This is a genomic window from Streptomyces vietnamensis (assembly GCF_000830005.1).
Taxonomy (GTDB): domain Bacteria; phylum Actinomycetota; class Actinomycetes; order Streptomycetales; family Streptomycetaceae; genus Streptomyces; species Streptomyces vietnamensis.
In genome coordinates, this window is sequence record NZ_CP010407.1 from 7,349,863 (window position 1) to 7,365,917 (window position 16,055).

The 16,055-nt window shown below is 73.7% G+C and carries 17 protein-coding genes and 1 pseudogene; 7 read left to right on the top strand and 11 right to left on the bottom strand.

Annotated elements, in window-relative coordinates:
* Positions 1-22: 22 nt before the first annotated feature.
* Together SVTN_RS32870 and SVTN_RS32875 are read right to left on the bottom strand one after the other, a co-directional pair.
* Positions 23-739 (bottom strand): (Fe-S)-binding protein, encoded by a 717-nt coding sequence (locus tag SVTN_RS32870; protein ID WP_041132356.1) that lies wholly within the window; start codon positions 737-739, stop codon positions 23-25.
* Between the two features lie 154 nt (positions 740-893).
* Entirely contained in the window at positions 894-1,307 is a 414-nt protein-coding gene (locus SVTN_RS32875; RefSeq protein ID WP_041134484.1) for a cupin domain-containing protein, read from the bottom strand.
* A gap of 61 nt (positions 1,308-1,368) precedes the next feature.
* On the opposite strand from SVTN_RS32875, the gene SVTN_RS32880 reads away from it, so the two are divergent.
* Positions 1,369-2,379, top strand: coding sequence for a GlxA family transcriptional regulator (locus tag SVTN_RS32880; RefSeq protein ID WP_041132357.1), 1,011 nt, complete (start codon positions 1,369-1,371; stop codon positions 2,377-2,379).
* Positions 2,380-2,561: 182 nt separating this feature from the next.
* The gene (locus SVTN_RS32885; protein ID WP_245727718.1) at positions 2,562-3,029 is read left to right on the top strand and encodes a DUF1877 family protein; all 468 of its coding nucleotides are present in this window, start codon (positions 2,562-2,564) and stop codon (positions 3,027-3,029) included.
* Here SVTN_RS32885 and SVTN_RS32890 read toward each other — a convergent pair.
* The 3 genes from SVTN_RS32890 to SVTN_RS32900 form a co-directional block, all read right to left on the bottom strand.
* Entirely contained in the window at positions 3,010-3,531 is a 522-nt protein-coding gene (locus tag SVTN_RS32890) for a hypothetical protein (protein WP_041132359.1), read from the bottom strand. The genes SVTN_RS32885 and SVTN_RS32890 overlap by 20 nt on opposite strands.
* Before the next feature lie 98 nt (positions 3,532-3,629).
* The gene (locus SVTN_RS32895) at positions 3,630-4,571 is read right to left on the bottom strand and encodes a ketopantoate reductase family protein (RefSeq protein WP_041132360.1); all 942 of its coding nucleotides are present in this window, start codon (positions 4,569-4,571) and stop codon (positions 3,630-3,632) included.
* On the bottom strand, positions 4,571-5,137 hold the full coding sequence (locus SVTN_RS32900; RefSeq protein WP_041132361.1) for a winged helix-turn-helix transcriptional regulator: 567 nt from the start codon (positions 5,135-5,137) through the stop codon (positions 4,571-4,573). Before SVTN_RS32900 ends, SVTN_RS32895 begins: the two co-directional genes overlap by 1 nt.
* A gap of 121 nt (positions 5,138-5,258) precedes the next feature.
* Between SVTN_RS32900 and SVTN_RS46685 the strand changes: the two are divergent.
* A pseudogene (locus tag SVTN_RS46685) lies at positions 5,259-5,676 on the top strand (ABC transporter permease); the annotation flags it as partial.
* A 202-nt stretch (positions 5,677-5,878) separates the two neighbouring features.
* Here the strand turns inward: SVTN_RS46685 and SVTN_RS46445 are convergent.
* Together SVTN_RS46445 and SVTN_RS32915 are read right to left on the bottom strand one after the other, a co-directional pair.
* Positions 5,879-6,811: a peptidoglycan DD-metalloendopeptidase family protein gene (locus SVTN_RS46445; protein ID WP_052499425.1), complete on the bottom strand. Its 933-nt coding sequence runs from the start codon at positions 6,809-6,811 to the stop codon at positions 5,879-5,881.
* An 8-nt stretch (positions 6,812-6,819) separates the two neighbouring features.
* Positions 6,820-7,890 carry an SPFH domain-containing protein gene (locus tag SVTN_RS32915; protein WP_245727719.1) on the bottom strand — a complete coding sequence of 357 codons (1,071 nt, stop codon included), beginning with the start codon at positions 7,888-7,890 and terminating at the stop codon, positions 6,820-6,822.
* Positions 7,891-8,066: 176 nt separating this feature from the next.
* Between SVTN_RS32915 and SVTN_RS32920 the strand changes: the two genes are divergently transcribed.
* Entirely contained in the window at positions 8,067-9,503 is a 1,437-nt protein-coding gene (locus tag SVTN_RS32920; RefSeq protein ID WP_041132363.1) for a WGR domain-containing protein, read from the top strand.
* 26 nt (positions 9,504-9,529) lie between these two features.
* Positions 9,530-9,982 (top strand): hypothetical protein, encoded by a 453-nt coding sequence (locus SVTN_RS32925; protein WP_245727720.1) that lies wholly within the window; start codon positions 9,530-9,532, stop codon positions 9,980-9,982.
* A gap of 183 nt (positions 9,983-10,165) precedes the next feature.
* Here the strand turns inward: SVTN_RS32925 and SVTN_RS32930 are convergent, their stop codons facing one another.
* Entirely contained in the window at positions 10,166-10,783 is a 618-nt protein-coding gene (locus SVTN_RS32930) for an HdeD family acid-resistance protein (RefSeq protein ID WP_041132365.1), read from the bottom strand.
* A gap of 39 nt (positions 10,784-10,822) precedes the next feature.
* On the bottom strand, positions 10,823-12,199 hold the full coding sequence (locus SVTN_RS32935; protein WP_041132366.1) for a dipeptidase: 1,377 nt from the start codon (positions 12,197-12,199) through the stop codon (positions 10,823-10,825).
* A gap of 172 nt (positions 12,200-12,371) precedes the next feature.
* Between SVTN_RS32935 and SVTN_RS32940 the strand changes: the two genes are divergently transcribed.
* Together SVTN_RS32940 and opcA are read left to right on the top strand one after the other, a co-directional pair.
* A complete protein-coding gene (locus SVTN_RS32940) occupies positions 12,372-12,938 on the top strand; it encodes a DoxX family membrane protein (protein WP_041134486.1) in 567 nt (188 codons plus the stop codon).
* Between the two features lie 88 nt (positions 12,939-13,026).
* Positions 13,027-13,938 (top strand): glucose-6-phosphate dehydrogenase assembly protein OpcA, encoded by a 912-nt coding sequence (gene opcA, locus SVTN_RS32945; protein ID WP_041132367.1) that lies wholly within the window; start codon positions 13,027-13,029, stop codon positions 13,936-13,938.
* 109 nt (positions 13,939-14,047) lie between these two features.
* On the opposite strand, the gene SVTN_RS32950 is transcribed toward opcA, so the two are convergent.
* Together SVTN_RS32950 and SVTN_RS32955 are read right to left on the bottom strand one after the other, a co-directional pair.
* Positions 14,048-14,818, bottom strand: coding sequence for a class I SAM-dependent methyltransferase (locus SVTN_RS32950; RefSeq protein WP_159026531.1), 771 nt, complete (start codon positions 14,816-14,818; stop codon positions 14,048-14,050).
* Positions 14,815-15,900, bottom strand: a complete 1,086-nt coding sequence (locus SVTN_RS32955) for a cytochrome P450 family protein (RefSeq protein WP_245727721.1) — start codon at positions 15,898-15,900, stop codon at positions 14,815-14,817. Before SVTN_RS32955 ends, SVTN_RS32950 begins: the two co-directional genes overlap by 4 nt.
* Between the last annotated feature and the right edge of the window lie 155 nt (positions 15,901-16,055).

Below are 16,055 nucleotides of genomic sequence, written 5' to 3' on the forward strand. Positions count from 1 at the left end.
GACGCGCGCCCCTTCTCGTCACTCATGCCCAGGGCTCCTCTTCCGTGCTCGCGAGAATCTCGGCGATGTGCAGCGCCCGCAGCGGCGCGTCCTGGCGTCTCAGCATGCCGCCCACGTGCAGCAGACAGGAGTTGTCCGCGCCGCACAGGACCTCCGCGCCCGTGGACAGCGCGTTCGTGATCTTGTCGGCGCCCATCGCGGCCGAGACGTCCGGGTTCTTCACCGCGAAGGTGCCGCCGAAGCCGCAGCACTCCTCCGCGCCCGGCAGCTCCACGAGCTCCAGGCCCTTCACCGCCTCCAGGAGCCGCCGCGGCCGCTCCCCGAGCCCGAGGAGCCGCAGGCCGTGACAGGACGGGTGGTACGTCACCCGGTGCGGGAAGTACGCGCCCACGTCCGTCACGCCGAGCACGTCCACCAGGAACTCCGTCAGCTCGTGCACGCGCGGCGCCAGCGCCCCGGCCTCCGTACCGAACGACGGGTAGTGGTGCCGGACCATCGCCGCGCACGAACCGGACGGGGTGACGACGTGGTCGTACCCCTCGAAGGCCCGGACCGTGCGCCGTACGAGCGGCTCGGTCTCCGTGCGGTAGCCCGTGTTGAACTGCGGCTGCCCGCAGCAGGACTGCGCGGCCGGGAAGTCGACCGTCACGCCGAGCCGTTCGAGGAGGCGGACCGTGGCCACGCCCGTGGAAGGGAAGACGGCGTCGTTGACGCAGGTGACGAAGAGGGCGACACGCATCACGATTCCTCGGGGACGGTTCGGGTCGGGCGGCGGCGCTGCGGTACGTAGTGTCGCAGGACCGTGCGCGGGGCGGCTCGGCCCGGTCCGTCACCGCGCCGGTCGGGGACCGCGGCGATGGGTGTGTCCAGTACGGCGAGCAGACGCGGGTGGATCAGCGCCCCGGGCGGCCGCGGATGTCGAGCGGGTGGCCGGTCGTCGCGTCCACGTGGGGCGGGAGCTCGTCGTGGCGGTCGCCCACGGTCGGTGTCCCCGTGGGCTCGAACATGAGGATCGCGGCGCCGGACGGGGCGTGCGGCTTGTGCTCCGTGCCCGCGGGGACGGTGAAGACCGCCCCCTGCGGGAGCAGGACCGTGCGCTCCCCGTCGGGCTCGCGCAGGGAGATGCGCAGCTCGCCGTCGAGCACCAGGAAGAACTCGTCGGTGTCCTCGTGGACGTGCCAGACGTGTTCGCCCTCGACCTTGGCGACACGGACGTCGTAGTCGTTGACGCGCGTGACGATGCGGGGGCTCCACAGGGCGTCGAAGGAGGCCAGCGCCTTGTGGAGGAGGATGGGTTCGCTGTTCATGGGGTTCATGGGCTCATCCTGAGCCGTTTCGCACCGCCGCCGTGAGTGCTAGGAATCGCACATGGCGCAAGAATCCTCGCACGCGGAGCACGCGGAGCACGTGGAGCACGCGGCGGACGCACACCGGGTCGTCGTGATCGTCGACGAGAACTCGAACCCCTTCGAGCTCGGCTGCGCGACCGAGGTCTTCGGTCTGCGCAGACCGGAGATCGGCCGTGACCTCTACGACTTCAGGCTCTGTTCCGCCGAGCCCCGCACCCTGATGAGAGACGGATTCTTCACGCTCACGGGAGTCGCCGGTCTGGAAGCGGCCGACACGGCGGACACCCTGATCGTCCCCAACCGTCCCGACATCGAGGTGCCCCGCCGTCCCGCCGTGCTCGATGCCGTCCGCCGGGCGCACACCCGCGGTGCGCGCCTGGTCGGCTTCTGCAGCGGTGCCTTCACACTGGCCGAGGCCGGAGTCCTGGACGGGCGCAGGGCCACGGCGCACTGGCAGTGGGCGGATTCCTTCCGGGCCCGCTTCCCCTCCGTCCGGCTCGAATCGGACGTGCTGTTCGTGGACGACGGCGACATCCTCACCGCCGCGGGGAGCACGGCCGCCCTCGACCTCGGGCTGCACGTGGTGCGCCGCGACCACGGCGCCGAGGTCGCCAACTCCGTGAGCCGGCGACTGGTCTTCGCGGCCCACCGGGACGGCGGACAGCGTCAGTTCGTGGAGCGCCCCATGCCCGACCTGCCGGACGAGTCCCTGGTACCCGTCCTGGCCTGGGCCCAGGAGCGGTTGGACGCGCCGCTCACCGTGCCCGACCTCGCGGCGCGGGCGGCGGTCAGCCCGGCGACGCTGCACCGCCGCTTCCGGGCGCAACTGGGTACGACGCCGCTGGCGTGGCTCACGGGCGAACGGCTGGCCCTGGCATGCCGGCTGATCGAGCGGGGCGAGTCCCGGTTCGAGGTGGTCGCGCGGTGCAGCGGCCTCGGCACCGCCGCCCACCTGCGGGCGCTGATGCGCCGCGAGACCGGCATCACGCCGTCGGCGTACAGGCGCCGGTTCGGACCAGAGGCGAATTGAGTCGATCGCCGGGCCCAGGTCGTACGTCGTCGTACGTCGTCACCGGCACCAGGGGACGCCGCACGCCTCAGGCGGCTCGTTGTCAGTGCCGTCGCGTACGTTCGGTTCGTTCGGCCCGACCGGCGGGCCGTCGAACCGGGGGACTCGTAGCGGTGAGCATCCACCTGCATTTCCGTGCCGTCGTGGAATCCGAGATCGAGGACGACCACACCTGGCTCGCGGCGTACATGTCCGAGGCCTGGGACAGGCATGCCGAGGAGTACGCGGCCGGTGTCACCGACTCGATCGCGAAGTCCTGGAGCTTCGTCAACGACCTCTACGCCGCGGCCGATGTCGCCGGCACAGGCGGCGAAGGCCCCTGGACACTGCCGATCTACGGCGGCCGCCCCGTGGCCCACACCCCCGGCGCCGACCTCACCGACCCGCCCATGATGTACATGGACCCGCCCGAGGTGTCCCAGGCGGCGGAATTCCTCGCGGGCGTCTCCTTCGACGAGCTGTGGAACGCCGTCGGTAAGAGACTCGGGGGCGGCGGACCCGACGACGCGCTCCTCCGGCAGGAGCACCTCGAACACCACGAGTCGCTCCGGGGGTTCTACGGGCGGGCCGCCTTGTCGGGCCATGCCGTGATCAAGGCCGTGTGGGCGTGAGCCGCCGACGGCGGTGGTACGCGATCGCCACCGCCGTGAGCAGTGGGGCCCAGGCCACGAGCGGGAGGTAGCAGACGAGGAAGAGGGTCTTCTGGAGCGTGCTTTCGGTGAGGTGGCTGGGGGAGTACGGGGCGAAGTCCGCGAGCGCCACATAGGTGAACCAGCAGGTGAGCGCGGTGAGTCCGAACGCCCCGGACAGCGCGGCGAACGTCGCGCCCCGGGCGGCGACCGGGCGGCCGCCGAGGAACGGCAGCCGGCGGGGGAACACCTCGCCCCACTCGCGGACCAGACCCAGCGTCAGGAACGCGAGCAGTTCGGCGAGGACGGTCAGGCCGAGCTGGTAGACGGCCAGGCCGATGGTCGGGTCGTCGACCCGGGCCACCGGCGCGCGGAACGTCAGCGCGATGCGCCAGAGGCCGGACGGCAGGACGACCAGGGGTACGGCGTGGGCGGCGATGGCGGCCCAACGGGGCACGCCCGGCAGGGCCTTGAGTCTCATCATGAAGCCCAGACTGCCGCCGGGCCCGGCCCCCGGGCATCGGCCCGGGAGCCGCTCCGCCTCCGCCGTGCGGGGGAGGGCGGGTCCTCCTCGCCGACGGGTCAGGCCCCGTCGACCCGCCGCTGGTGGACGCGCAGGTGCAGGGTCGCCAGGTCGAGCAGCGGGGTCGGCACGCCCAGGGCGCGGGCCCGGGCGGTGAGGTCGCCGAAGAGGTGCTCGACCTCGGTGGGGCGGCCCGCCACCAGGTCGCGGTAGAGCGACGGCACCATCGGCGAACCCGACGCGGACACCACGGCGAGCGTCGCCGCCCGCTCCTCCTCCGTTACGGGGTGCCCGGCCGCGGCGGCGACCGCGGCGGTCTCGTCGAGGAGCGCCGGGCCGAGGTCCGGGCCGCCGGGCGTGTCGTACACGTCGCCGACCGTGCCGCGCATCAGGCTCGTCACCGCGCCGAACGTCGTGATGAACACCCACTTGTGCCACATCGCCGTGAGGACGTCGGCCGGCACCGGCGCGTCGATCCCCGCACCTTCGAGGACCTTGCGGATCCGCTCCACGCGCGCGGAGACCGTCCCGTCCCGCACGTCCTGCTCGCCGAAGGCCAGATGGGCCAGAGGGGCGAGCCGCCGGATGTCCCCCGTGCCGTCGAGGGTGGTCACCACCTTGGCCACGCCGCCGAGGACGGCCCGCGCGCCGAAGCGGGCGTTGAGGGCGTCGATGTGGGCGAGGCCGTTGAGAAGCGGTATGACGGCGGTGTCCGGTCCGACGGCCGGCGCGACGTCCTCGATCGCCCGGTCGAGGCCCGTGGACTTCACCGAGAGCAGCACGAGGTCGTACGGCTCATGCGGCTCGCGCAGCTCGTCGGCCGTGACGAGGCGGGGTTCCACCGTCCACTCCTCGTCCCGGCCCACGACCCGCAGCCCGCGCCCGCGCAGCGCGGCCGCCCGGGCCGGGCGGACCAGGAAGGTGACGTCCTCGCCGGCACGGGCGAGCAGGGCGCCGAAGTAGCCACCGGTGGCACCGGCGCCGACGACCAGGATCTTCATCAGGGTGAACCCTTCGTGGGGCGCCGCGAGGGCGCGGTGGTGAGGAGCGGGGTGAGCAGCCGGTGCGGCCGGGCGAGCGCCGCCGTCACCGGGTCGTCGTCCGGGGCCGCGGGGGCGAGCCCCGGGCCGGGGGCGACCAGGACGTCCTGGACGGGTACGGCCGCGCCGCAGCCGGTGCAGCGCCCGTCCGGTTCGAGCAGGGCCTCGTCCTCCGCGTGCAGGAAGACGCGGCGCGGGCCGCCCCCCGCCGCGTAGAACTCCTCGCCCCAGACGGTGAGCGCCCGGACCGCCGGCCAGAGGGCGACGCCCTTGGGCGTGAGCCCGTACACCTCGCGGCGGCCCGTGCCCGTCCCGGGGCGGCGCGTCAGGACGCCCGCCTCGGTGAGGGTGGCGAGCCGGTCGGTGAGGACGGCACGGGGGACGCCCAGATGCGCGGCGAACTCGCCGAACCTGCGGACCCCGTAGAAGGCGTCGCGCAGGATCAGCAGCGTCCAGCGCTCGCCGACGATCTCCATCGAGCGGGCGAGGGCGCAGGTCTGACCGCGGTAGTCGCGCGGAAGCGTCATGGGCGGAGCGTAGCGCAGAAGAGTTCGGTCACCGAACTGTTTTCACGGCCCCGCCCCGCCGGGCCCCCGCTCTCACGCGGGCCTTGTCCCCTCATCACGCGCGGCCCCTGCCTTCACGCCCGTGTTCTTCACCTACCTCCGGCGCGAGCTGCGCCGCCGCAGAAAGGCGGCGCTCGTCGTCGCCTCCGGGCTCGCGCTCGGCATCGAGCTGGTCATCGTCGTCAACTCCGTCTCCTCCGGCATGAGCCGGGCCCAGGGCAAGGAGGACGGCAAGGAGCAGAGCAGCGACCGGCTGATGGTCCAGACCCTCGCCGACTCCACCGTCGGCACGGTCACGAAGCAGCAGGGCGTCGACCGGGCCGTGGGCGGTCTGAGCCTCGTCAATCCGAAGATCAACGGCGAGTTCAAGCGCGGTCAGATCCAGCGCGGTCAGATCCAGCGCGGCCAGGCCCAGCAGGCCCAGCCCGGCGGGCGAAAGCGGCGGCCCCGGCGGCAACGGCGCCGGCGGCGGCCCCGGCATGGCCCGTACTGCGGTCGGCAGGACGGTCGACATCGCCCTCACCGCCCCCGTCAGCGTCACCACCGTGGGTCTCGCCGTCCTCCTCGCCCTCGGCGGCGGGCTCGTCGCGGGCGCCTTCGGCGCCTGGCACGCCTCGCGGCTGCGCCCCGCGCCTGGCCACGATCCGGAAGGGCCGGATCACGATCAAGGGGAACGGGCGGGTCGAGGCCTAGGGCCTCGTTCTACACGGACACGCCGTGGCCGCGCAGATAGGCCAGCGGGTCGATGTCCGAGCCGAAGTACGGCGTGGTCCGCGCCTCGAAGTGCAGGTGCGGGCCCGTCACCCGCCCCGTCGCCCCCGACCGCGCGATCCGCTGCCCGCCCGACACGCTCTGCCCCACCGACACGTCGATGCGGGAGAGGTGGGCGTACTGGGTGTAGCGGCCGTCCGGGTGGCGGATCACCACCTCGTAGCCGTACGAGCGCCCGTATCCGGCCGTCACCACCCGGCCGGGACCCACCGCGCGGACCGTCGTACCGGACGGCACCGCGAAGTCCTGCCCCGTGTGGTAGCCCTTCGACCAGGAACCCGGCTGCCCGTAGTACCCCGTGAAGACGTACGAGGAGACCGGCGCCGTCCACCCCCGCGAGGAGGGTTGCGCGGGGGCGGACGGCCGCGCGGGGCGGCCCGTCCGCTGCTCGTACTTCCAGGCGTGACTGGTCCAGTACCAGTGGCCGCGTGACTGGTACCAGTACACCCGGGACTGTGCGTCCCAGCCCTGCCGGCCGTGGAAGACCGGCTCACCGGCGTGGCCGGCGTGCGTCTGCTGCTGTTTCGCGCCGCCCGAGGCCTTGGCGCGCTGCTGGTACACGGCGTGGTGGCTGGTCCAGCGCCACTCGCCCGCCGCGTTCCGGAACCAGTACCTGGAGCCGTCCAAGCCCGCGTGCGCCGGGGCGGGTTCGGCGGCGGCCGTTCCGGCGCCCGCCCCGGTCAGGGCGACCACGCCCACGGTCGCGACGACCGCGCGGCGCACCCCGTGCAGGGCGCGCTGCCCGCCGCCCGGCGCCCGTCCGGCACGGGCGGCCCCGGCGCAGCCCGCGCACGCGCAGTCCGGGGGCATCTCGTCGGCGAAGGCGGGGACCTCGAACCCGGGGTCGGGGGTGGTGTCGCTCACGGTGCTCCTCACTCCTGGTGGCTCGGTTCGGCCGGGCCGCCGCTCCGGGTGTAGAAGGCCACGGTCAAGTCCTTGACCAGAGCCTGGCGTTCGAAGTCGTCGAGCTCGACGAGACCGCGCGTGGTCAGCCGGGTGACCGTGTCGTCCACGGCGTCGATCACGCCGGTCAGGACCGAGTCCCGGTGCTTGGCGTCCAGGACGGCGATCTGGCGGCGGCGCATGGCGGCGGCGACCTCGGGGGCGTACTCGATGCGGGTGGGCTGGGCGGAGAAGACGGCGATGCCGACCGGCCGGCACTCGGCCGCGAGCATCCGGGTCAGCGCGTCGCCGACCGCCTCGGCGTTCCGCAGGGTCGGCGCGTCACCCCGGAAGGCGTCCGCCGGCAGCTGCGACAGCACGCGCGCGGTGGCCGCCTCCACCTGCTCGCGCAGATAGCCGAGGTGGTCGTCGACCGCGAGCAGCGCGCGGGCGGTGTCCCGTACCGACCACACGACCAGGACCACCACGCGCAGCGCCGAACCCTCCGCGTCGACGACGGCGATGGGCTCGCTGCGCCAGTGCCGCAGCCGTACGTCGATCCGGCGGCGCAGCACGAAGGGGCTGATCCAGACGAGGCCGGTGCGCCGGACGCTGCCCCGGTAGCGGCCGAAGAGCGAAAGCACCCACGCGGAGCCCGTCCGGCCCCGGGTCAGCCCGCCGAAGGAGACGACGGCGACGACGACGCAGCCGGCGAGCGCGGCCCACTGCCACGGCGGCAGCTCGACCGTGCGGAGCGGGCGGCCCCGCCACAGCGCCGCCGCCGCGCCCGCGAGGGCGGTGAGCCCGGTCAGGACGGCGACCCAGCCGGGGACGGCGGGTCCCGGACGCTCCGTCAGGTCGGGGTCGGCGGGCGGCGGCGGCCTGTGGGACGGGGTCACCGTCGGGGTGGGCCCGTCGTCGGTTCGCCCGATCGGCTTGGGAAGGTGGGGAAGGTTCAGGGTGGGCCGGGCCGGGGCCGACCGGAAGAGGTCGTTCATCGGTATGCCGTCCGTGCTCCGGCGGACGCGGACGGGCAGGGGCCGCTTCTGTGGCTCGGTCATGAGGCCCTTCCGGCCGCACCCGAGGTGACGGCTCGTCGGATGATCTTCACGCATCATGATCACAGGGGTGAATGTCCGGAATGCCGCGACGAAAGTCCCGAATGCCCGGGTCTTTGGTCCCCTGGCCAAGGCTTCACCGAAGGCCGTTGTCAGTGGTGGCCCCTACCGTTTTCAGCATGACGACGACGACCTATCTGGAGCTGTCGCAGGACGGCGGCGGTGCCCACAAGTTCTACGAAGTGACCGTCGAGGACCTCGCGGTGTCGGTCCGTTACGGCCGGATCGGCGCGGACGGCCAGACCCAGCGCTCCACCTTCCCGACGGCGGCGAAGGCCCAGGCCGCGGCGGCGAAGAAGATCGGCGAGAAGGTCCGCAAGGGATATGCCCCCGCCGTCCGGGGACAGCGCGCCGCGCGCCCCGTGACGCGCCGCGAGGTCACCTCCGCGCCCTCCACCGCGCGGGCCGTCGCCCCCGTCCTGTGGCGCTTCCGGACCGGCTCGGCCGCCTTCGGCATCCACGTCGACGAGGAGCGCTGCTGGGTGGGCAACCAGGCGGGGGACGTCTTCACGCTCGACCGCGCCGGCGAGGTGCAGGCCAGATTCAGCCTGCCGGACGGCGTCAAGTGCCTGGTCGCCGACGACTTCTGGATCTACGCGGGCTGCGACGACGGCAAGGTGTACGACCTGTCGTCCAAGCTCCCCTTCGCCGCGTACGACATCGCCACCGACGTCGACATCTTCTGGCTCGACATCCACGAGGGCGTCCTGCACGTCGCCGACCGCTCCGGCCGGCTCACCGTCATCGACCACGAGGACGAGCACCAGTGGGCGCGCGGCGGCCAGGGCGAGCACGCCTGGATGGTCCGCGCCGACGGCGACGCCGTCTACTACGGGGACACACGGGGCGTCGCCGCCCACGCGCCGGACGGCGGCGGCGAGCTGTGGCACACCGCGACCGAGGGAGCGGTCCTCTTCGGCTGGCAGGAGGACACCTCGGTCTACGCGGGCACGTCCCGCAAGAAGGTGCAGCGGCTCGCGAAGAGGGACGGACGCGTGGAGGCGGTGTACGCCTGCGACAGCCCGGTGTACTCCTGCGCCACCTCGCCCGGCGGCCGGTTCGTCTTCGCCGCCGACTCCGCCTCCTCCGTCTACTGCTTCGCGGAGGACGGCACCCGGCTGTGGAAGCTCGGCACGGGCGGCGGTTCGGCGCTCTCCATGCAGTACCGGGACGAGCGGCTCTACCTGGTGACCACGGACGGTTCGCTGGTCTGCGTGGACGCGAGCGAGGCGGCGATCGAGGCCGCCGAGCAGGGCACGGTCCCGGTCGCGCGGGACGTCAAGCTCGCCGCCGCCCTGCCGGTGTACGAGCCGGCGACGACCGTCACCGCGGTGACCACCGTGAGCGACGCGCCGGCCGGCTCGGTGGTCGTGGAGTGCGTGACCGAGTCGGGCAGGACCCGGGTGCGGGTCGTCTCCCCGGGGTACGACTCCGGGTGGAACGTGCAGTTCCCGCGGGCGATCCGGGAGCCCGGCGCGCGGTACGTGGTGGATGCCCTGCACCCGGCGGCGGGCGGCTTCTACCGGGTCCGCGGCGACATCCGGCGGCTCCTGTGACGAGCGGTGCGGGGAGCGGCTCGGGGGTGTTCGAGGCGGCCACGGGCGACGGGCCGTCGCTGCCCCCGGCCGAGGCCGAGCAGCGGTCGCGGGAGATCCGCGCCGCCGTCGACGGGCTGCTCCAGATCAGACGGCTGACCCTGCGCCAGGGCGGCGACCCGAGAACCGTGCCCGCCGACTGGGAGCGTCGGCAGCCGGTCCGCGCGGTGGCCCTCGCCCTGGAGTCCGGCGGGATCACGCCCTCCTCCGTCGACGCCTCCGGAGCACGGCTCTCCACCGGCTACCGGGTCAGCGCGGGGGAGCGGCCCGGCACCGCCGTGGTGGAGTGGCTCGGCCCGCCGGGCGCGGGCGCCGCCCAGGAGGAGGCGGCGGCCCTGGGCGCCTGCGTCCCCGCGCTCGAACGGCTCGGCTGGGACGCGCTCCTCTACAAGGGGCCGCGCGGCCGCCGCTTCCTGGAGGTCGAGCCCATGTCCCCGTGACGCCCTGCCCGTCAGGCGATCGAGGCGGAGACGATCGCCGAGACCGCGATGTCGCAGGAGGCCGTCACCCAGACCGCCGGCACGGGGGATCGATGGTCAAGGACCGGCGAAATGCGGCGCACGGGTGAACGAAGCCCGCCGCCCGCCCGGAGACCGGGCGGGCGGCGGCGACGCGTGGGGGGTTCAGGCGCCCGGCGGGAGGTCCTTGGCCCGGGAGCGGACCATGAAGGCCGTGATGAGCTCGACCACGCCGACGACGAGGAGCCAGATGCCGCCGAGGACCGTGAGCACCGTGGCCGACTCCAGCGGGGACACGATCAGCACGATTCCGGCGAGCGCGCTGACGATGCCGAGGAAGATCTGCCAGCCGCGCGCCGGCATCGCCGGGTCGGAGGCGGCCGCCACGGTCTGGGTGATGCCGCGGAAGAGCCAGCCGATCCCGATCCACAGCGCGAGCAGCAGGGTCGACTGCGTCGCGCCGCGGAAGCAGAACAGGCCGAGCAGGATGGACAGCGCGCCGCTGATGAAGGCCATGACCCGCAGTGCCGTGGTGGCGTGCGTACCGAAGGCGGCGACCAGTTGCATCACGCCGCTGAGCAGCAGATACAGGCCGAAGAGCACGCCCACCACCCGCAGGGTGGCCTCCGGCCAGGCCAGCACCATGACGCCGAGGATCAGCGAGACGAGCCCGGCGACGAGCAGGGCCTGCCAGGCGAAGCCCGCGAGGAGTCCCACGGGCCCGGGTGGCACGTCCCCTCGAGTGGGGCGGCCGCCGTAGGGATCTTCATGAGTCTGTGTCATGGAACCGCACCGGTCCTTTCGTTGGGGGTGGGGGTGGGGTCAGAGGGGCGTGGCGTACGAGCTCAGGAAGAGGGCCTCGGCCAGCGCCATGTGCTCGATCTCGGAGGGGTCCACGCTCTCGTTCGGCGCGTGGATGAGACAGCCCGGCTCCTCGACGCCGATCAGGGCGATCTCCGCCTCCGGGAAGTGCGCGGCGAGCACGTTGCACAGCGGGATCGACCCGCCCTGCCCCGCCTGGACCATGTCCTTCCCGTACGCCTCGCGGAGCGCCGCCCCCAGGGCCCGGTAGGCGGGCCCGTCGGTGCGCGCCCGGAACGGCCGGCCGGCGCTCTCCGGTTCCACCTCCACCCGGGCGCCCCACGGGGCGGCGGAGGCCAGATGGTCGGTGAGGGCGCGCAGCGCTGCGTCCACGTCGGTCCCCGGCGGCACCCGCAGGCTGACCCTGGCCCGTACCCTCGCCTGGATCGCGGCCGAGGAGCCCACCACCGGCGGGCAGTCGATGCCGAGGACGGTGACGGCGGGCCGGGCCCACAGTTCGTCGGCGACCGAACCCGTGCCGACGAGGGACACCCCGTCGAGGACGCCCGCGTCGGTGCGGATCTGCTCGGCCGGATAGTCCACCCCGTCCCAGGAGCCGTCGCCGGGAAGCCCCTTGATCGCGGTGTTGCCGTGCTCGTCGCGGAGGCTGTCGAGGATCCGTACGAGCGCGGCCAGCGCGTCGGGTGCCGGGCCGCCGAACATCCCGGAGTGCATCTCGCCCTTGAGCGTGGAGACCGTCACGACGACGTTGGCGAGCCCGCGCAGCGAGGTGGTGGCGGTGGGCAGGCCCAGCGCGAAGTTTCCGGTGTCGCAGACCAACAGGGCGTCGGCGGAGAACAGTTCGGGCTGCAGCGGCACGAGCTGTTCCAGACCGCCCGTCCCCTGCTCCTCCGAACCCTCCGCCACGAACTTGATGTTCACGGGGAAGCCCCGGCCCTCCGGCCCGCCGAGCGCGCGCAGGGCCGTCAGGTGCATCGCGATGTTGCCCTTGCAGTCGGCGGCGCCGCGCCCGTACCAGCGCCCGTCGCGCTCGGTCAGTTCGAAGGGCGGGGTCCGCCAGGCGGCGTCGTCGAGGGGCGGCTGCACGTCGTAGTGGCAGTAGAGCAGCACCGTCGGCGCCCCTTCGGGGCCCGGCGCGTGCCCCACCACCGCGTCCGTGCCGTCCGGGGTCGTCACCCGGCGCATGTCCCGCAGCCCGGCCTCCGTGAAGGCCCGTACGAGGAAGTCGGCGGTCTTCGCGCACTCCTCGGGCGGGAACTGGCGCGGGTCGGCGACCGAGCGCATTGCTACCAGCGCGGCGAGGTCCTCCTTCGCCCGGGGCATCAGCGCCCGGACCTTCTCCCGCAGGGCTGCGGTCTCGGTGGACTCGGCGGACATGCGTACCCACTTCCCTCGGGGACGAAAAGCCCACTCAGTCAAGCAACTGTGAGCAATCGTCGCAAAACATGACTCAAGTGGACTATTCAAGGTGTGGTTCGGGGGGCGCCGGGGAGCGGACGGGACGAGAGTGGACGGCGTACGCGTCCGCCTCCCGCACCTGGAGAACCCCATGGCCCCTCTCAACCGACGCGATTTCGGGCTGCTCGTGCTGAGGGTCGGCACCGGTGCCGTGCTCGCCGCGCACGGCACGCAGAAGCTCTTCGGCTGGTTCGGCGGGGGCGGTCTGGAGGGCACCACCAAGGCGATGGAGGCCATGGGCTTCCACCCGGGCCGCGAGAGCGCGATCGCCGCGGGGCTCGGCGAAGCGGGCGGCGGAGCACTCCTCGCCCTCGGCTTCGCCACTCCGGCCGCCGGTGCCGCCGCGGCCGGCGCCATGGCGGGAGCCGTCGCCGTCCACGCCCCGGCCGGCTTCTTCGCCATGGCCGGCGGCTACGAGTACCCGGCCTTCCTCGGCTTCACCGCCGCCGCGATCGGCATCGCCGGCGCCGGACGGTACTCCCTCGACCACGCCACCGGACACGTCCTCGACCGCCCCTGGGTGGTGGCCGCCGCCCTCATCGGCACCGCGCTCGCCACGGCGGCCGTGCTGACCCGCCGGGCCGAGGAGCAGGCGACGGAGCCCGACACGGAGTCCGACACGGAGTCCGCGGAGTCCGACACCCCGGAGCCGGCCTGATCCCGCCCGCCCCGGGACCGGGGTACCCGCACACGCCCGTCGCGCGGGCGCGTTAGGCTCGCCGCAGAGGAAGGGACGGGCGCCGCACATGAAGATCGATCTGACGGACACCGACTCCAGCAAGATCAACAAGGCGATCCTGCAGGGACGCAGGGCCGTCGGCACCCCCGCCGTCGGCGCCGTGCTCACCCTCGTCATCGTCACCGACGAGGAGAACGCCTACGACTCCGTCAAGGCGGCCAACGAGGCCTCCCGGGAACATCCCTCCCGGACCCTCGTCGTCATCAAGCGCCACGCCCGCACCCCCCGCGAGCGGCACGAGACCCGGCTCGACGCCGAGGTCCGGCTCGGCACCGACGCCGGCTCGGGCGAGACGGTCATGCTCCGGCTGTACGGCGAACTCGGCACCCGCGCCGACTCCGTGGTCCTGCCGCTGCTCCTGCCCGACGCGCCCGTCGTCGTCTGGTGGCCCGTCGACGCCCCCGAGGTGCCCTCCCAGGATCCGCTGGGCTCGCTCGCCCAGCGCCGCATCACCGACATGTACGCGGTCGAGGACCCCCTCACCGCCCTGGAGGAGCGCGCCGCCTCGTACGCCCCCGGCGACACCGACCTCGCCTGGACCCGGCTCACCCCGTGGCGCTCGATGCTGGCCGCCGCCCTCGACCAGGCCCCGCTCACCGTCACCTCCGCCGCCGTCGAGAGCGAGGCGGAGAACCCCAGCGCCGAACTCCTGGCCCGCTGGTTCGAGGTCCGGCTCGGCGTCCCCGTCGACCGGGTCGTCACCGACGGCCCCGTCGTCACGGCCGTCCGCATGGGCACCGCCGACGGCGAGATCCGCATCGACCGGCCCGAGGGCCCGGTCGCGCGGCTCTCCATCCCCGGCCAGCCCAGCAGGGTCCTCGCGCTCAAGGTGCGGACCACCGCCGAGCTGATCGCCGAGGAGCTGCGCCGCCTGGACCCGGACGAGATCTACGCGACCGCGCTGCGCGGCCGCGCCTGACAGAACCGAACGGCACCGCCCCGGACGGGCGTCGCCCACAACGGGGTGGGCGCCGCCCGGGCGGGGGGCACCGCCCCCGTGGGCGCGGGACCGCGGCGGGGCCCGTTCGTCAGGGTCGTCGGGTGAAGGTCAGCACCACGTCCGCCGACTTCCGGACGCGGGGAACCTCCGGGTCCGGAAGGGCGAGCAGGCGGGAGCGGGTTTCGTCGACCAGACGCGTGGCCTCGCCGCCCACCGCCCACGCGCCGGTGAACAGCCCCCGCGTCAGCGATTCGGCCATCGCCCGCGGCGACACGGCGAACGACGTGGGGCGCTCCGACGCCGTCCCCTCGTAGACGAGGCCGTGCGCCGCGGCGATCGGGGCCAGCCACTCCGGACCGTCGCGGCGGCTGCCGTCCGGATCGAGGCGGTCCTCCAACTCCCCGACGAGGACGCCGATGTCGTCCGTCGGGCGCGTCCCGCCCGCCGGGATCACCAGATAGCGCCCGCCCGGCCGCAGGATCCGCGCGACCTCGGCCAGGACGGCCCGGTTGTCCGGTCCCGCGTGCAGCAGCCAGGTCGAGACCGCCTGGTCCACCGACCCGCTCCGTACCGGCAGCCGGCAGGCGTCGGCCACCGCGACCCGTGCGCCGAGCCGGGCGCGCGCCCGGGCGAGCATCCCCGGCGAGAGGTCGAGGCCGTGCACCGTGTGCCCGAGCGCGGCCAGTTCGGCCGCGACGATCCCGGTGCCCACACCGATGTCGAGCACCGGGCGCGCCGGGTCGAGCAGCGGCGCGAGCATCCCCGCGAAGCCCGCCGCCCGTTCCGTACCGCCGCGCGACTCGTCGTACCCCGGGGCGATCTCGTCGAACTCCGCCGCCTTCACCGTCCCGCCCCTCACGCCTGCGGGGTGAAGGTCACGGGCAGCGTCGCCATGCCGCGCAGGATGCCCTCGCGCCGGCTCAGGTCCGCGTCCGGGTCGGCGAGCCGGAGGTCGGGGAAGCGCCGCAGCAGGGTGCCGATGGCGATCCTGGCCTCCGCGCGGGCCAGCGGAGCGCCCAGGCAGAAGTGCACACCGTGGCCGAAAGCGAGCTGTTGCGGGACTTCGCGGCGGGCCACGTCGAGGATGTCGGGACGGTCGTAGCGCGCCGGGTCGCGGTTGGCCGCGGCGAGCCCGATGATGATCATCTCGCCGGGCGGGACGGTGACCCCGCCGATCTCGTACGCGTCGACCGTGAAGCGCGCGACGCCCCGGCTCACCGGGCCCTCGTAGCGCAGGAGTTCCTCGATCGCCCCGGGCAGCAGCGAGGGGTCGTCGCGCAGCGCGGCGAACTGCTCCGGGTGCCGGAGCAGGGCGTGGACGCCGTTCGCGATGAGGCTCGCCGTCGTCTCGTGGCCGGCGAGCGTGAGCAGGATGGCCATGGCCGTCAGCTCGCGGTCGCTGATCTTCTCCTCGGCCTGCGCGGCGCAGAGCGCGCTCAGCAGGTCGTCCTTCGGGTCCGCCTTGCGCGCGGCGATCAACGGCTCGAAGAACTCGGTGAGTTCGGCCCGCGCCCGCGCTCCCTTGGCGAGCCGCTCCGGGGTGTTGGGCGGCATGATGAGGCCGACCGCGAGACGGGCGAAGTCGGGCTGCCCCTCGGCCGGGATGCCGATGAGCTCGCTGAGCACGGCCATCGGCAGCGGCAGGGCGAACTCGGAGACCAGGTCGGCCGATCCGCGCGGGGCGATCGCGTCGAGGAAGGCGTCGGTGTGCGCCTGGACGCGGGGCGCGAGCGCCTCCACGCGGCGGAAGGTGAAGGCCTTGGAGACGAGGTTGCGCAGCCGGGTGTGGTCCTCGCCGTCGGCCACGAGCATGCTGGCCATCAGGACGTTGGTGCGCTCCTGGTGGGCCATCTCCTCCTCGAGGCCGTTGACTCCGACGGGGCTGCTGCTGAGGCGCGGGTCGGTGAGCGCCGCCACCGCCTCGTCGTAGCCGGTGACCATCCAGACTTCAAGGGTGGGATTCAGCCGGACGCGCTGGACGACTCCGTGCTCTCGGATGCGTTCGAAGAGCGGGTAGGGGTTGGGCTGTTGAGCAACGTTTACCGGGACATCGTGAACGATTGTCTGGTCTTGGCCGGTCATCTTCCGTAACTCCC

What these genes read in the sequence shown, in the direction of transcription:
- SVTN_RS32955 (WP_245727721.1), bottom strand. Translation starts at nt 15,900, where the DNA reads ATGGTCACCGGCTACGACGAGGCGGTGGCGGCGCTCACCGACCCGCGC.
- SVTN_RS32915 (WP_245727719.1), bottom strand. Translation starts at nt 7,890, where the DNA reads ATGACCGAGCCACAGAAGCGGCCCCTGCCCGTCCGCGTCCGCCGGAGC.
- SVTN_RS32940 (WP_041134486.1), top strand. Translation starts at nt 12,372, where the DNA reads ATGGCCCCTCTCAACCGACGCGATTTCGGGCTGCTCGTGCTGAGGGTC.
- SVTN_RS32895 (WP_041132360.1), bottom strand. Translation starts at nt 4,571, where the DNA reads ATGAAGATCCTGGTCGTCGGCGCCGGTGCCACCGGTGGCTACTTCGGC.
- SVTN_RS32920 (WP_041132363.1), top strand. Translation starts at nt 8,067, where the DNA reads ATGACGACGACGACCTATCTGGAGCTGTCGCAGGACGGCGGCGGTGCC.
- SVTN_RS32875 (WP_041134484.1), bottom strand. Translation starts at nt 1,307, where the DNA reads ATGAACAGCGAACCCATCCTCCTCCACAAGGCGCTGGCCTCCTTCGAC.
- SVTN_RS32890 (WP_041132359.1), bottom strand. Translation starts at nt 3,531, where the DNA reads ATGATGAGACTCAAGGCCCTGCCGGGCGTGCCCCGTTGGGCCGCCATC.
- SVTN_RS32880 (WP_041132357.1), top strand. Translation starts at nt 1,369, where the DNA reads ATGGCGCAAGAATCCTCGCACGCGGAGCACGCGGAGCACGTGGAGCAC.
- SVTN_RS32900 (WP_041132361.1), bottom strand. Translation starts at nt 5,137, where the DNA reads ATGACGCTTCCGCGCGACTACCGCGGTCAGACCTGCGCCCTCGCCCGC.
- opcA (WP_041132367.1), top strand. Translation starts at nt 13,027, where the DNA reads ATGAAGATCGATCTGACGGACACCGACTCCAGCAAGATCAACAAGGCG.
- SVTN_RS32870 (WP_041132356.1), bottom strand. Translation starts at nt 739, where the DNA reads ATGCGTGTCGCCCTCTTCGTCACCTGCGTCAACGACGCCGTCTTCCCT.
- SVTN_RS32935 (WP_041132366.1), bottom strand. Translation starts at nt 12,199, where the DNA reads ATGTCCGCCGAGTCCACCGAGACCGCAGCCCTGCGGGAGAAGGTCCGG.
- SVTN_RS32930 (WP_041132365.1), bottom strand. Translation starts at nt 10,783, where the DNA reads ATGACACAGACTCATGAAGATCCCTACGGCGGCCGCCCCACTCGAGGG.